The organism is Pseudomonas sp. JAI115 (genome assembly GCF_014200835.1).
GTDB lineage: Bacteria > Pseudomonadota > Gammaproteobacteria > Pseudomonadales > Pseudomonadaceae > Aquipseudomonas > Aquipseudomonas putida_A.
Genome location: NZ_JACHCY010000013.1, coordinates 118,160 through 133,767, shown reverse-complemented (window position 1 = coordinate 133,767; position 15,608 = coordinate 118,160). Strand labels below are relative to the sequence as shown.

General features: G+C 61.4%; 13 protein-coding genes. 2 read left to right on the top strand and 11 right to left on the bottom strand.

The genetic code is table 11. The features are described from left to right. Positions 1 to 10: 10 nt before the first annotated feature. Positions 11 to 556: a carboxymuconolactone decarboxylase family protein gene (locus HDC30_RS23205; RefSeq protein WP_115990042.1), complete on the bottom strand. Its 546-nt coding sequence runs from the start codon at positions 554 to 556 to the stop codon at positions 11 to 13. A gap of 103 nt (positions 557 to 659) precedes the next feature. Here HDC30_RS23205 and HDC30_RS23200 point away from each other — a divergent pair, with 103 nt between their 5' ends. Together HDC30_RS23200 and HDC30_RS23195 are read left to right on the top strand one after the other, a co-directional pair. Next, positions 660 to 1,571 carry an AraC family transcriptional regulator gene (locus tag HDC30_RS23200; protein ID WP_183785187.1) on the top strand — a complete coding sequence of 304 codons (912 nt, stop codon included), beginning with the start codon at positions 660 to 662 and terminating at the stop codon, positions 1,569 to 1,571. 481 nt (positions 1,572 to 2,052) lie between these two features. Further along, the gene (locus tag HDC30_RS23195) at positions 2,053 to 2,514 is read left to right on the top strand and encodes a DUF3574 domain-containing protein (protein ID WP_183785185.1); all 462 of its coding nucleotides are present in this window, start codon (positions 2,053 to 2,055) and stop codon (positions 2,512 to 2,514) included. Here the strand turns inward: HDC30_RS23195 and HDC30_RS23190 are convergent. From HDC30_RS23190 to HDC30_RS23145, 10 genes are all read right to left on the bottom strand, one after another. Next, on the bottom strand, positions 2,511 to 3,875 hold the full coding sequence (locus HDC30_RS23190) for an APC family permease (RefSeq protein WP_183785183.1): 1,365 nt from the start codon (positions 3,873 to 3,875) through the stop codon (positions 2,511 to 2,513). The genes HDC30_RS23195 and HDC30_RS23190 overlap by 4 nt on opposite strands. A 41-nt stretch (positions 3,876 to 3,916) precedes the next feature. Next, a complete protein-coding gene (locus HDC30_RS23185) occupies positions 3,917 to 6,304 on the bottom strand; it encodes a TonB-dependent siderophore receptor (protein WP_183785181.1) in 2,388 nt (795 codons plus the stop codon). 1,127 nt (positions 6,305 to 7,431) lie between these two features. Beyond that, positions 7,432 to 8,487 (bottom strand): substrate-binding domain-containing protein, encoded by a 1,056-nt coding sequence (locus tag HDC30_RS23180; protein WP_007966380.1) that lies wholly within the window; start codon positions 8,485 to 8,487, stop codon positions 7,432 to 7,434. Positions 8,488 to 8,518: 31 nt separating this feature from the next. Beyond that, positions 8,519 to 9,544, bottom strand: a complete 1,026-nt coding sequence (locus HDC30_RS23175) for an ABC transporter permease (protein WP_183785179.1) — start codon at positions 9,542 to 9,544, stop codon at positions 8,519 to 8,521. Further along, on the bottom strand, positions 9,537 to 11,087 hold the full coding sequence (locus HDC30_RS23170) for a sugar ABC transporter ATP-binding protein (protein WP_183785177.1): 1,551 nt from the start codon (positions 11,085 to 11,087) through the stop codon (positions 9,537 to 9,539). Before HDC30_RS23170 ends, HDC30_RS23175 begins: the two co-directional genes overlap by 8 nt. Before the next feature lie 8 nt (positions 11,088 to 11,095). Next, positions 11,096 to 11,767, bottom strand: a complete 672-nt coding sequence (locus HDC30_RS23165) for a methionine ABC transporter permease (protein WP_183785175.1) — start codon at positions 11,765 to 11,767, stop codon at positions 11,096 to 11,098. Further along, positions 11,764 to 12,564, bottom strand: coding sequence for a methionine ABC transporter ATP-binding protein (locus tag HDC30_RS23160; protein WP_183785173.1), 801 nt, complete (start codon positions 12,562 to 12,564; stop codon positions 11,764 to 11,766). The genes HDC30_RS23165 and HDC30_RS23160 overlap by 4 nt, the downstream gene beginning before the upstream one ends. Further along, complete coding sequence (locus HDC30_RS23155; protein ID WP_183785171.1) at positions 12,561 to 13,370, bottom strand: MetQ/NlpA family ABC transporter substrate-binding protein; 810 nt, start codon at positions 13,368 to 13,370, stop codon at positions 12,561 to 12,563. Before HDC30_RS23155 ends, HDC30_RS23160 begins: the two co-directional genes overlap by 4 nt. A 27-nt stretch (positions 13,371 to 13,397) precedes the next feature. Beyond that, entirely contained in the window at positions 13,398 to 14,450 is a 1,053-nt protein-coding gene (locus HDC30_RS23150) for an isopenicillin N synthase family oxygenase (protein WP_183785169.1), read from the bottom strand. Positions 14,451 to 14,665: 215 nt separating this feature from the next. Further along, positions 14,666 to 15,601, bottom strand: a complete 936-nt coding sequence (locus HDC30_RS23145) for a Gfo/Idh/MocA family protein (protein ID WP_183785167.1) — start codon at positions 15,599 to 15,601, stop codon at positions 14,666 to 14,668. Positions 15,602 to 15,608: the final 7 nt, after the last annotated feature.

Here is a 15,608-nt window from a genome sequence, read left to right as displayed (position 1 = left end):
CGCTGGCCGATTACGCGCGATACGGCGCCAGCTCGGGGTTGAGCGGCGTGTCGGCGAACACGTTGGCGAAGTTGCACAGGGTCGCCAGGCTGATGCCGAGGATCACTTCCAGCGCATTGCCTTCGGTGTAGCCGGCAGCCTTGAATTGGTTGAAGGTCTGGTCGCTGACCTTGCCCCGGGTGGCAATCACTTCGCGGGCAAACGCGGCCAGGGTTTCCAGTTTTTCCACGGGCACGGTGGCTTTCTCACGCAGCGCACTGACCACTTCCGGCGGCAGTTTGGCCTTATTCAGCGCCACGGCGGTATGACCTGCGACACAGAAATCGCAACCATGGTTGGTGGCCGCAATCAGTTGCACCACTTCGCGCTCGGCAAGGCTGAGTTCGGACTTGCCATTGAGCGCCGATACCGTAACGTAGGTTTCCAGCGCGGCCGGGGCATTGGCCAGCACGGCCAGCAGGTTCGGAATGAATCCGGAGTTCTTCTGAGCGTTTTCCAGAAACGGTCTGGCGGCTTCGGGAGCGCTTTGCACGGTGTGTAGAGTAAGGCGCGACATGGAGTGGAGTCCTGTTGTTGAGTGTCCGGCCAGTCTGTTGGTTATAAAAATTTCGATCCATATTCTAAAGTAGCGATTACTTGCTCCTGAGTGTTTCCATTAGATGATTTCGTCCAGCCCCCTGGTTGATTGGTTATTAGAAAGCCTCGAACTCGATGCCAGCCTGTTTCACGTCGGGCGCTATTGCGGTGGCTGGCATGCAAGTACGCACGGACTGGCGCGCGCCAGTTTTCACTTGATCGTGCAGGGCCGCTGCTGGCTGCACATTGACGGGCAGGAGCAGTCGATAGTGTTGAGCGCGGGAGATGCGGTATTTCTGCTGCGCGATCTGAACTACCGCCTCTCCAGCGCCGAAGAGCCGGCCCTCGCCCAAACACTGCCGCGCAGGGCCATGACCGCGCTCGACAGTCAGGCACAGGATGGCGTCGGGCTGGTCTGCGGGTTCTTTCATTTCAAGTCCGGGCTGTCGTCGCTGATCATCGAAGGCCTGCCGGACTGGATCATCCTGCGCGCGGGCGATCCTTCTTCGAGCGCGGCGCGAGCCTTGTTCGAGTTGATCCTGCGAGAGTGCGAACGCCTGCCGGCGCCCTCCTCGGCGCTGCTCGAACGCTTGAGTCATCTGCTGTTTTTGTATGTGTTGCGCCAACAGATGGCCGACAACCAGAGCCTCGGCGGCCTCGTGGCTTTGGCGCGCAATCCGCAGTTCGCGCCGTTGCTGGACCAGTTGATCGAACAACCGCAATTGCCGTGGTCGCTGGAGAGCATGGCGGCGAGTATCGGCCTGTCGCGCTCGGCGTTTTTCAAACGCTTCAACGAACTGGCCGGGCAATCGCCGGGGCAGGTATTGCTGGCGTTGCGCATTCGGCATGCCTGCCAGTTGCTGCGGGCCAATCACACGGTGGAACAGGTGTGCGCGGCGGTGGGCTATCAGTCGATTGCTGCGTTTACCCGGGCGTTCGCCAAGTCGGTGGGAGTGCAACCGGGGGCGTATCGCAAGCAGCATGAGGGGCGCTGAGCGACGCGTTAATATGCCGTCGCTGCTGGAAAGCACCCAGAGAAACTGTGGGAGCGAGCTTGCTCGCGAAAGCGCCGGCACAGGCAAAATCTCCAGCGACTGATACACCGCTTTCGCGGGCAAGCCCGCTCCCACAGTGGATGGTGTCGATCAGCGGAGCTGTGTACACCGCAAAAACCTGTGGGAGCTGGCTTGCCAGCGATGGCGTTGGTACATCCAACATCTTCGTTGACTGAACCGGCGCTTTCGCGGGCAAGCCCGGCTCCCACAGGGGAGATGTGTGGATCAAGGGATTTATGCACGCCACGAGACCTGTGGGAGCCGGGCTTGCCCGCGAAGGCGGCGGTACATTTGGCATCCTGGCTTGGTTCGTTCCTTATTCCACTAATCAACCACAAAACCATTTTTTAATCTTTTATCGCTATTAACCTCGCCCTCTATAATTGCGCCCCTGTACTCAACTCATAAAAAGGGATGCTTCATGCAAAGACGCCTGTTACTGGCCGCACTGTTCGTCACTGTCGCCGGTTGTGCCAGCTCGCCGCCTGCCGCCGTTCACACCCATGACCCCACCAGTTCAACCCTGCAAGGCGATGCCACACGTCCAGCGCAGGCGCAGTGGATTCGCACCGAGCTGTACTTCTCGGTGGGCACGGTGGATGGCAAGGAAGGCGCGATCAGCCCGGCGCGCTGGCGCGAGTTTCTCGACAAGGAAGTGACGTCGCGGTTTGCCGACGGTTTCACCGTGTTCGATGCCTATGGGCAGTGGCGTGATCATGGGGCGCAGGAGCCGGAGCGGTTGAGCACCAAAGTCATCGTGATCCTGCACGAAAACAATCCGCAGAACGCCGGCAACATCGAGGCAATTCGACTGGCGTACAAACGCATTACCGGGGACTTGTCGGTACTGCGTCTGTCGCAACCGGCCGACGTTTCGTTTTAATCGCTGATCTGCCCCAGAGCTTGCCGAGGCGTCGACGCCACGCGGCTCAACCCCGCCAACAGCAGCGCGCCCACCAGCAACACGCCCATCCCCAGAAACGCGCCCCACCCCACCACCGTCACGCTCGAATAGAGCATGTACAGGCACAGGCCAAAAAACAGCAGCGGCACCAGCGGATACCACGGCACCCTCACCGGCCTCGGCACCTCGGGAAAGCGCCGCCGCAGAATGATCAGCGCCAGACTGCTGAAGCTCAGAAACAGCCAGTACACCGGGGTCAGGTACTCGACCATGGTGTTGAAGCCGCTCTGGGTGCAACTGCCGAACAGCACCAGCAACAATGCCACCGCGCCCTCCGCCAGCAAGGCCTTGCGCGGCACACCGTCGCGTTCGTGCCACTCGCCGAAGCGACGCAACTGCGGCACATCGCGGGCCGCGGCATAGGTGGTGCGGGCGCCAACCAGCAAGGTCGAGTTGATGCTGGCGATGGCCGCGATGCCCACCATCAGCAGAATCAGCAGCACTCCCGGCGCACCGAATGCACGGTTCAACAGTTCCACCGCCGGTGCGTTGCTCGCCGCCAGTCCAGCGAATCCCAGTCCTCGCACAAACGCCCAGTTCAGTGCCAGATAGATCGCCATCAACACCGTCAGCGCACCGAGCATGGCGATGAAAATCCCTCGCCGTCCATCGCGCACTTCCGCCGACAAGGTCGCCGCATCGCTCCAGCCGCCGAACGCCAGAAACACGAAAATCATCGCCGCCGAAAACCCGGCCATACCGGTGTTTTCCGGCGCAACCGAAACGCTCGCTGGCGCTGCTTCAATCCCCTGCCACGCCAGCCACACCCCGGCGCTGGCGATGCTCAGAAAGCCCAGCGCCAACAAGCCAACCAACAAGGTCTGGGTGATGAAACCGATGTGCTTGCCGGTCAGATTGAGCAGCACCATCGCGGCGATCACCCCGCCAGCAAACAGCCCCAAGCCGTACCGACCGAGCGGCACCACGGCATTGACGTAGTCGGCAAACATGAACGCCGACAAGGCGATCCAGCCGGTGTGCATCACCGAAAAACGCGACCAGGCGAACAGGAAACCCATGCGCTCGCCATAGGCCGTGCGCAGAAAGTGATAGTCGCCGCCAGGATGTGGAAATGCCGTGGCCATTTCGGCAAAGCACAACGCCCCGGCCATCGACGCCAGACCGCCGAGCACCCAGACCCAGTAGAAATATGCCGGCCCGACGTTCAGCGCCACGGTCGGCGCGGTCTTGAGGATGTCGGTGGTGATCACCATGCCCAACGTGATCAGCAACGCCTGCATTACCGGCAGGTGACGCTTGGGACCGTTGGAGTTATTCATGCAGAGTTCCGCAAAAAATCCGCCGTCCGTGGCGGTTCGGCTCAGAAGCCGTAAGTGGCGCTGGCGTAGTAGTAAGCGCCATTAGTGCCAATCGGCGACAGCACGTCATACGGCAGGTTGCCGCCATAGTTGATCGCCGAGCCGGAGCGCTCCGGGTAGTTGTCGGTGAGGTTGTTGCCGCCCAGGGCGACGCTGAATTTCGGGGTGAATTTGTAGGTCACCTCGGCATCCAGTTGCCACACCGCGCCGTAGGTCTGCTCCGGTTGCGAATCGCCGAAGTCGAATACGCGGGTGGTCTCGCCCTGACGGGTCAGACGCCCGAGCAGGCCCCAGTGTTCGCTGGCCCAGTTGGCGGAAAACACGAAACGATCCTTGGGCGCAGCGTCAGTCAGGGTGTTGGTTTCCTCAACGCCGACCAGTGCATCGTTGCCGATCCCCAGTGCCGTCAGTTGCGAGGGTGTGCCTTTGGTGCTGGTGACTTTGGTGTGGTTGTAGGTGTACGCGGTGGTCAGGCCCAGTTGCCCTTCATACAGTGGCTGATGATAGTTGAGCACCAGTTCGGCGCCGTGGGTGCTGGTGTCGGCGGCATTGGTGAAGAAGTTGACGTCGTGCACCCCGGCCACGCCGAAGTTGTCGTTGATGTATTGCTCCATGGCGTCGCTGCCGATGCGCTGCGACAGGGTGATGCGGTCCTTGACGTCGATGCGGAACACATCGAGCGAAGCGTCGAAGCGTTCGTTGAGCTGGAAGGTCAGGCCGAGACTGAAGTTCTTCGAGGTCTCCGGATCGAGCTTCTCGGCTCCCAGCGCGCGGGCGATCGGGTCGTTGACCGAGAGCACACGAATATCGGTGAGCGTGCCGCCTTCGCCGAAGTTGCTGGTGGTGTTCTGGAAACCGCTCTGCGCCAGCGACGGCGCGCGGAAGTTGTTCGACACCGCACCGCGCAACGCCCACTGTTCGGTCAATTTGTAGCGACCACTGAGCTTGCCGGTGAGTTTGCTGCCGGCATCGTCGTAATGTTCCCAACGCGTGGCGGCGTCGACGAAGAAGCGCTCGGTGAGATCGCCCGACAACTCGGCGTAGGTCGCAAACACGTTGCGGTCCAGGTCCGATTCTTCGCTGGGGCGCAGACCGTTGGCACCGTCAGCGCCGGAGCCAATGTAGGAGGCCTCGTCACCGGCGTAGGTCAGGTAGTTTTCGTAGCGGTATTCACCGCCCAACGCCAGCACGAACGAGCGTCCGCCCAAGCGCAGCTCGCGACTGAAATCGAGGTTGGTGGTGGTCTGGCGCAGCTCGTAATCGCCGGTGTCGAACTGGGTCGGCGAGTCCTCGCCAAGGCTGACGTTAAGGGTACGACGGGTGGATCCGTCGAAGCGGTTACGACCATGGGTGACGCTGCTGTCGAAGTCCCAGTCTTCGCCGATCATGCCTTTGAAACCGGCGGTGGCGGAGACGTCCTTGTTGTCGCCCAGCGACTGCGGCAGGTAGCCGTTGGGGTAGAACTGCGGCTGCTCGTAGGGGTAGCGATAGAATTCGGCGCCCGTGGTGTGGCGCTGGTTGTAGGTGCCGAAGCTGTAGGCCTTGCCACCGGCCAGCGGCAGTTCGCTGTTGAACCACAGGTTGACGTCGCGCGCCAGGCCGTCGCCCATCACGTAGTTGCGCTGGTCCGGGGTATCGGCAAAACCGTCGAAACCGGCGCGGTTGGTCGGGTTGCGATTTTTGTACTCGGTGCCGCCGCGAATGAACCCGCCCTCTTCACCCAGACGCGTGCCGATCTTGGCGGTGGTCACGCTGTTCTGGCCGTCGGTGGTGGTTCTACCGATGGCGTCCTGATGGGTGTGAAAAGCGCCATAGCTGGTGGACACTTCACCGCCTTCGGGGGCGTCGTCGAGGATGATGTTGATCACCCCGGCAATCGCGTCGGAACCGTACTGCGCCCCGGCGCCATCGCGCAGCACTTCGATGCGTTTGATCGCGCTGATGGGAATCGAGTTGAAGTCCACCGGCGCCGTGCCGCGACCGATTTTCGACGAGTCGTTGACCACCGCTGAAGTGTGACGACGCTTGCCGTTGACCAGCACCAGCACCTGATCCGGGCTCATGCCGCGCAGCTGTGCGGCGCGCACGTGGTCGGCGCCACCGGAGTTGGACTGACGCGGCATGCTGAACGATGGCAGCAACGTCTGCAGCGCCTGGCCCAATTCACCGTCGGCCGCGCCGGTGGACTTGAGATCGGCGGCGGTCAACACGTCAACCGGCACTGGAGAATCCAGAACCGTGCGAGCAGTGCCACGGGTGCCAGTGACCAGCACGGTACCCAGCCGTGTGTCATCGTCAACGCGGGTGGAAGTGTCTTCGGCTTGCGCCGGAACTTGCCAGATCGCACCGACCACCGCGATGGCCAGTAATGAACGGGAACGCTGATACATGGGACAGCTCCTTTATCGCAGCTAATACCCGGCCGTTGCCGACAATAAAGGGTCGGCAATCAATGCACGGCAATGTCTGCTGTAGTTTTAGAAAGCAGGAAGGTGGTGAAGGCTGGTTAAACGTATTGAGTTGGTTAAGCGCAGAATCCCCAAAGTTAGTTATTTCCCCTTGAGCACCGATGCTAGACGGGTGGAGGCCCGCCGTAAAAGAACCAATAACACTTAGGTTAGATCGGGCGGATTATTTGTTTTTAGAGCAACACAAGTGTTGCTGGGCAAACACTTAAACCCTAACTAACACCCACTAATTCAAGATCAGCCAAAGATCTTTTGTAGGAGTGAGCCTGCTCGCGATAGCGGTGTATCAGCCACTGAAGAAGTTTAATGTTTTACCCTCATCGCGAGCAGGCTCACTACTACAGTTGTTATTGGAGTGAACTGACTTTTTACTCCCGGCTGAAATCCAGTGTGGGAGCGAGCCGGCTCGCGAAAGCGGTGTATCAGTCAATGCAGATGTTGGCTGCAATGGCCCCTTCGCGAGCAGGCTCGCTCCCACAGTTGTTATTGGAGTGAATTGACTTTTTACTCCCGACTGAAATCCAGTGTGGGAGCGAGCCTGCTCGCGAAAGCGGTGTATCAGCCAATGCAGATGTTGGCTGGAATGGCCCCTTCGCGAGCAAGCTCGCTCCCACAGTTTTTATTGGAGTGAATTGACTTTTTACTCCCGACTGAAATCCAGTGTGGGAGCGAGCCTGCTCGCGAAGGCGGTGTATCAGTCAATGCAGATGTTGGCTGCAATGGCCCCTTCGCGAGCAAGCTCGCTCCCACAGTTGTTATTGGAGTGAGCTGACTTTTTACTCCCGGCTGAAATCCAGTGTGGGAGCGAGCTTGCTCGCGAAAGCGGTGTATCAGTCAATGCAGATGTTGGCTGCAATGGCCTCTTCGCGAGCAAGCTCGCTCCCACAGTTTTTATTGGGGTGAACAGAGTTTTTGCATGCGCTAAAGATTCTTTTGTAGGAGTGAGCCTGCTCGCGATTGCGGTTTATCAGTCAACGCAGATGTTGATTGAAATGGCCCCTTCGCGAGCAGGCTCACTCCTACAGGGATCGGTGAAAGATTCAGGACTTTCAGTTCGCCACAGGAATCCACTCGGCCCGCGCCACATTGGCGGTATCGCCGAACGCCGGGAGTTTCTGCGCCAGGTCGCGGACGTTTTTCACGTCCAGATCGAGCAACTGTTGGCGTGTGATCAGGGTCGGTGGCACCAACACCTGATGTCCCGGATTTTCGCCGGCAATCAACATCGCCAGACTGCGCACGCTGATCGCCCCCGCCACTTGCGGATTGACCGCTGCGGTCGCCGCCCAGGCGCTGTCCGGTTCTTTCATGATCTGGATGTCGGCGGTGGAGATGTCGGCGCTGTAGATCTTCACCTTGCGCCCCAGCCCGGCCTCGTCGACGGCGATCTTCGCGCCTTTGGCAAACTCGTCGAACGGCGCGAAGATCACGCTGATATCCGGATTGGCGCGCAACACCGCGCTGGCCTGATCCGCCACCGAGTTGGCAATCGGCGGGTTGAGCGTGCCGAAACGCGCCTTCTCGATGATGCCCGGATTGGCCTTTTTCACCTGACTCCAGATCTCGTCGCGGCGCTCCATCGGGGTGAAGCCGCTGATGTACACGTAACCGGCATCGAACCGCGTGCCGTTGTCCTTCACCGCCTGATCCAGCGCCAGTCGCGCCAGTGCATGGTGATCCTGCTCGACCTGAGTCACTTGCGGGCTGTTCAGATCGACGTCGAACGCCACCACCTTGATGCCTTTGGCGATCGCCCGGTCAATCGGTCCCTTGAGGGTTTCCGCCAGGCCCAGTTGCACGATGATCCCGTCGACGCCGAGGTCGATTGCCTGATCGATCATCTCGCCCTGACTCGCCGCTTGCTGGCGCGCATCGAACACCCGCAGATTGGCCCCCAGCGCCTCGGTCTGTTTCTCCACGCCGCGCAGGTACGCCTCGGGAAAGTCCCCGGAAAACAGATAGCCGACCAGCGCGATCTGCACCTGACCTTTATCGAACGGCGCCGGAGCACCTGGCAATGCCTTGGCCTGAGCACTCAAAGCCAATGCCGAGAGCACCGCGCCGGCGAGGCAATGGCGTGCGAACTGCTTGATTGAACCGTGCATACATCTTCCTTGCAGCGACAAATGAACCGGCTCAGCGCGCCCGATGCGCGAGGCCGAAGGTGAACATCAGGGCCAGCACCAGCACCAGTCCCTTGACGAAATCCTGCGCGTAGTACGGCGCGTTGAGCATGGTCAGGCCATTGAGCAGCGACGCCACCAACAGTGCGCCGACCAACGTGCCGAACGCATTGGGCTTCTTCGCGCCGAGCACGGCAAAACCGATCAGCGCCGCGCCGAGGGCGTCGAGCACCAGACCGTTGCCGGAGCTGACATCACCCCGACCCAGGCGCGCCGCCAACAGCAACCCGCCGAGTGAGGCGAGCAACGCCGAGAGCACGTACGCGAGCAACTTGAAGCGTTGCACTTGCGCGCCTGCCAATCGCGCCGCCTGCTCGTTACCGCCAATCGCATAAAACAATCGGCCGATGCGCGTGCGCTCAAGAAACAGCCACACCGCCAGTGCCACCAGCGCCGTGATCAACACCGGCACCGGCACCACGTCCCACAAGCGTCCGCGGCCGAGGGCAAGAAACGCCGCACTGAAGGTGCCTTCGGTTTCCACGCCACTGGGCAAGGTCATGCCCACCGCAATCGAGCGTCCGCCCGTGGGAATCAGTTGCGCGCCGATCACCAGAAACATGCTGCCCAGCGTCGCGAGAATGTCCGGCACCCGCAGCTTGACGATCAGCCAGCCATTGAGCAGCCCGACCAGTGCGCCACCGGCCAGACTGATCAGCACCGCCGGCACCGCGCCCCAGCCGAGCACCACCATCACGTAACTGGCGATCATCAGACTCATCGCTGCCACCGCCCCAATCGACAGATCAAGTCCGCCGACGGCCATGGTCAGCGTCACGCCAAGGGCCAGCAGCGCGACGATCGACACCGACTGCAAGATGCTGAACAGATTGCCGACGCGCAAAAACGCCGGCTCCGCGACACTGAAAAACACCACGATCAGCGCCAGCAGCCACAACAGGCCGTAGCGGATCAGCGCTTGCAGCAGGCGCTCGGCGGGTGCCGTAGCGGCAGACAACAATGAACTCGAATCAGGCACTCGCTCTGCTCCTTGGCGTGGCGTGAAAGGGATTTTCGCTAGCGTCGCTGCCGGCCAGCGCGGCGACCAGAGTCGCGCGTTCAAGGCCGGCGCGCGGGTGTTCGGCGACCACCGCGTGATCGCGCACCAACAGAATCCGGTCGGCGATTTCCAGGGCTTCATCGACATCGGCGCAAATCACCAGGGTCGCGCGGCCGCCGGCACTGTCGCGCAGCAGTTGGCCGATCTCGCGGCGGGCGCGCACGTCGACGCCCTGAAACGGCTCGTCGAGGATCAACACCCGCCCTTCTCCGAGCAGCCAGCGGCCAAGCACGACCTTCTGTTGATTGCCGCCGGACAGCGCACTCATCGGCACCTCGATGCCGGCGGTCTTGATCCCCAGCGCCGCGACTTGCGCCTCGACCGCTGCGGCTTCGGCGCGGTTGCGAATGAAACCGGCACGGGTGAAGCGCTCCAGAAACGGCAGCGTCAGGGTGCGGCGCAGGGAAAAGTCGGGCACCAACGATTGACTGGCGCGATCCTCCGCCGCGAGAAACACACCGCTGTGGATCGCGTCCCTTGGCGAACCCGGCAGCCAGTCCATGCCGTCCAGTTGCAGGCTGCCAGCCACGGCTTTGCGCAAGCCGAACAGCACTTCGGCGATCTCGCTTTTGCCGGCGCCGAGCAGTCCGGTCAGTACCACCACTTCGCCTTGGTGCAGGTCGAAATCGAAGCGTCTGGAGCGCGGCAAAATCTGTAGATCTCGCGCACCCAATACTTTTTGCCCCAGGGTGCCGGGCGTGTAGACATGCGCGTCCAGCGCCTGCCCGAGCATGGCGTGCACCGCTTCCGGCAACTGCCGCGCACTGAACTCTCCGGCCAGTCGCCCATCGCGCAGGACAATGGCGCGATCCGCCACCCGTTGCAGATCGGACAAGCGATGGGAGATGTACAGAATCGCCACGCCGCGGCTGCGCAAGATATCGATCAGATCAAACAGACGCTGCGCTTCGGCATCCGACAACGCCGCCGTTGGCTCATCGAGAATCAGCAGACGCGGCTGCAAGGCAAAGGCCCGCGCCAGCACCACCAACTGCCGTTCGGCCTGGCCAAGGTGTTCAATCGGTTGCTCCAGCGGCAACACCAGACCCAGCCCGGCGGCGATGCTCGCAGCGTGCTCCAGCAAGCGTTGGCGATTGAGCCAGAAGTCCGCGTCGGGCCGGCACAGTTCATCGAGCAGCAGGTTCTCCGCCACGCTCAAACCGGGCGCAATGCCCTCGTTGATCTGCTGATGCACCGCGATAATCCCGACCCGACGTGCCGACAGCGGCGAGCTGAATTGCCGGGGCTGACCGTCGATGTAAATCTCGCCGCTATCGGCGCACTGGCTGCCGGCGAGAATCTTCACCAGCGTCGATTTGCCGGCACCGTTGGCACCGAGCAACGCCACCACTTCGGCGGGATGAATCTGCAGGCTGACGCGATCCAGTGCGCGGTTCGAGCCGAAGGTTTTGCTTAGTTCACGCACCTGAATCAGCGGCGCGCGGGCCACGACGACACTCATAAAATTCCTTAACGTCGATGGGCCAGCGAACGCACCAGCCGGTCGCCCAGGCTCTGCACGCCCTGCACCAGAATGACCAGCACCACCACGGTGGCGACCATCACTTCATTGTTGAAACGCTGATAGCCGTAACGGATCGCCAGATCACCGAGGCCGCCACCGCCAATCACCCCGGCCATGGATGAAAAACCGATCAGCATCACCAGCGTCAGAGTGATCCCCGCCAGCAACGCGGGCAGCGCTTCGGGCAACAGCACTTTGCAAATCACATGACGGATATCGCCACCCATGGCGAGGATCGCTTCGATTCGGCCCTTGTCGACTTCATCCAGCGCGTTCTCGACGATCCGCGCAAAAAACGGAAACGCGCCGATGGTGATCGGCACTACCGCAGCGGTGCTGCCGAGGGTGGTGCCGACCACCAGTCGGGTCAGCGGAATCAGTGCAATCAACATCACCACAAACGGCAGCGAGCGCCCCAGATTGACCAGCGAACCCAGCGCGGCATTGAGCCGTGGCAGCGGCCACAGTCCGTCTCGGCGACTGACAAACAGCAACACCCCGAGCGGCAAACCGATCAGCAGCGTGAACAGCCCGGCAAGCAAGACCATGTACAGGGTTTCGCCGGTGGCGTTGAACAGCAGTTGCAGGATTTCATCCCAGTTGATCGTGCGGTTCATGACTGGGCCGCCCGCACGCCGTATTGCTTGAGGAAGCTGAGCCCGGGAATGTCGTGGCCCAGCGGCAGGCCGCAGGTCGGACGCAACGAAATGCCGAGACTCGATTGCGCATCGGCGAGCAAACGCGGCACCGGGCCGGACTCGACCAGGCGCCCGTCCGCCATCAACGCCGCGTGATCGCAGATCGACTTGACCACCTCCAGCTCATGGGTGATCAGCACTATGGTCACGCCCAGTTGCCGATTGATGTCGCGCAGCAGCTCAAGAATCGACGCCGTGGTTTGCGGATCCAGCGCACTGGTGGCTTCGTCCGACAGCAGATACGCAGGCTCGGCAGCCAGCGCGCGGGCGATCCCCACCCGTTGTTTTTGCCCACCGGACAACTGCGAGGGAAAGGCTTGCGCCTTGTCCGTCAAACCGACCAGTTCCAGCAGTTCGCGCACCCGCACATGGCGCCACGGTTTGCCGACGTTGGCGATTTCCAGCGGCACGGCGATGTTGTCGAAGACGGTACGCGAGTGCAGCAGATTGAAGCCCTGGAAAATCATGCCGATGCGCTGCCGCTGGCGGCGCAGGTCGCTGGGCGACAAGGTCAGCAGGTCCACGCCGTCGATGAGAATTTGCCCGCTGTCCGGGCGTTCGAGCAGATTGAGACAACGCAACAGGGTCGACTTGCCCGCCCCGCTGCGCCCGAGAATGCCGTAGATCGCGCCGTCGGGAATACTCAGCGACACCTGATCCAGTGCTGGTGCCGGCGCCGACGGGTAGGTCTTGCTCAACTGCTCGACGACGATCATGGCTTGCCATCCTCCACCGGAATCACCGAACCCTTGAAGTTATCGGTGATGTATTTCGCCACTTGCGGCGAGGTCAGGTCTTTGGCCAGTTGCGCAATGCGCGGATCGTTCTGCAGTGTCGGCGTGGTCACCAGAATGTTGGCGTACGGATTGTGCTCGGCCTTTTCCAGCCCCAGCGCATCCTGGGCCGGCACCAGTCCGGCTTCCAGCGCGTAGTTGCCGTTGATCACCGCAAGGTCGACGTCGTCCAGGGCCCGAGGAATTTGCGGCGATTCGATTTCGAGGATCTTCAGCTGTTTCGGGTTCTCGGCGATGTCCTTGGGTGTGGCCTGATCGGCTGCCGGATCCTTGAAGCCAGGCTTGAGTTTGATCAGCCCGTTATCCTGCAACAGGTACAGCGCACGGCTCAGGTTGGTGACGTTGTTGGGCACCGCCACGGTGCCTTTTTCCGGCACGTCGGCGAAGCTTTTGTGCCGGCGCGAATAGATGCCCAGCGGTTCGATATGCACCGTGGCGGCCACCGCGAGTTTCTGCCCCAGTGCTTGTTCCTGGGATTTCAGATACGGCAGATGCTGGAAGTAATTGGCATCGACATCGCCATGCACCAACAGCTCGTTGGAGTTCACGCCGTTGGGAATCTCGATGACCTTGAGCTTGAGTTGCGGATCGATTGTCTGGATGTACGCGAGAATCTGCGCGTGGGGCACCAGGTCGGCAGCCACGCGCAACGGCTCCAGTGCCTGCGCGCCGAACGAAGTCGCCAGCGCGCCGAGCACGGCCAGGGTCAAACCTGCTTTTTTCAACATGTGCGTAATCCTTGAGCGAGTGATGAATCAGGCGTTGGCGGTTTTACGAGCCGGTGCGGCGGGCATCAGCGCGTCGGCATAGAAGCGCCGGGCGACGTCGGGGTGCGAACGCAACCGACCCTTGAGGTAGTTCCAGCCGACATCGCGAAACAACGGATTGAGCGGATCACTCGCCGGGCCACGCGCTTCGCGCAGCAGCGCGGTGGGCAACGGATACAGCGGCACCACGGCATCGAGTTGCGCGCCGAGGAAGAAGGCGATGGACAAGCGTTCGCTGCCTGCGGGCGGCGAAACCACGCGGTGTACCGTGGCGCGAAGATAACCGTTGGTGGCCAGCTCCAGCAGTTCGCCGATGTTCACCACCAGCGTGTTGTCGCGGGGCAGCACATCGATCCAGCGCCCTTCCTCGACCTCCACTTGCAGACCGGCCTGCTGATCTTGCAGGAGAAAGCTGAGGAACCCGGAATCCTTGTGCGCGCCGACGCCCTGCTGACTCGCGCTGGCGGCCTGGCCTGGATAGCGCATCAACTTGATGTGTTCGTTGGGCTTGTCGCCGTACAACTGATCGAACGCGTCCGCCCGCAGCGACAGCGCCTGGGCAAAGGCACGCAGCAGACGCAACGCCATGCGCGTCATCGCCTGTTGCCATTCGAGCAGCAGCGGTTTTAGTTCTGGCAGCGGCGCCGGCCATTGGTTGGGCCCCTGCAACCGAGCCCACAACGGACTGTCCGCGTCCAGCGGCAACGCTTCGCGCTCGGCGCCGAGATCGAACTGCTCACGCCAGTCGGGTTGACCACGGGTGATCTCGGAAGAGGCACGGTTGTAACCGCGAAAATGCGGCGAATTGATCATGCCGACGGCGTTTTTTTCGTGCTCGGACAAGGCGAAGAACTGCCGGGCGTGATCCTGCACCTGCTTGAGCAGGTGGCTGTCGATGCCATGGCCGGTGAGATAGAAAAAGCCGACGTCACGCGCGGCGTGACGCAGGTTTTCAAGAAATTCATAACGCTGTTGCGCGGTGCCTTCGAACAACGAAAGGTCCAGCGTCGGCAGCGTGGTGATATCGAGGGTATGCGGCATGATTCACTCCCGTGTGAACCAAACCTGAAGAGCCTTTGATCGATTCAGCGTGCGCCGTCATGGCAATCGGGGGTCTATCGGTTTGATGCGTTTGATTCGTCGTGAGACAAAACTAAACGATCTTAAAAACCACGAACAAATACCCTTTTTTCATTAGCTTAGGCCTGACGCTCAGGTTCGCTGTCATCACGCGACAGCTCTCCCGCTTCAACTGATCAACGTGCCGGGTCATAAAACGGTTCGACTGCCACCCGGCTGCCGACAAAGAAACTGTCAGCCACCAGCCGCAGCGGCTGCAGGTCCACATCGCTGGCCCGATCGCCAATCAGTTGCCGGAAGTGTCGATACACCGCTGTGTACTCGCCCTCTTCCGATACTGCTTGGCGCACGCCGTCGATGCTCAGCAGCGCCCCGCCGTTGTCCAGACGCAGCAGCCCTTCGGCGCAACGAATCTCGATGCTCCAGAGTTCGTCGTGACCGTGGTCGAAATCGAACTCCGCCTGCACGTCGAGCCCGTGCGTATCGGACATCTTGATCGACGCGGCAATCGGCGACTGGCAGTTTTCCGGTACGCGCAGTTCGGCGGCTTCGACAAACAATGGCTGCGCCAGCAAACGGGTGACAATCGATAAGGCATTGATGCCCGGATCGAAAACGCCCAGACCACCGGGTTGCCAGATCCACGTCTGCCCGGGATGCCACTTGCGCACGTCTTCCTTCCAGTCGATCTGCACGCTTTGCAGCGTGCGGCCGGCGAGCCAGTCGCGGGCGGCTTCGATACCGGGGGCGTAGCGCGAATGCCAGGCGAACAACGCACTGACACCCTGTTGCTGCGCTTGACTGACCAGGGCCAGCGCCTCGCCCAGCGTGGCGCACGGCGGTTTTTCCACCAACACATGCTTGCCGGCGGCCAGCGCCTGCTGCACCAGTGCGAACCGACCTTGCGGCGGCGTACAAAACGCAATCGCATCCACCTCGGGGCCGTTCTCCAGCAACTCGCTCAACGAGTGAAAGTTCTCCACCCCGGCACAGGGTTTACCTTGCGTGGCGACCGCCACCAGACGAAATCCGGGATTGGCGTTGATCGCCGGAACATGTTGATCCTGGGCAATCTTGCCGTAGCCCACCAGACCGAGACGGATCGGTTGCATCAGTGAC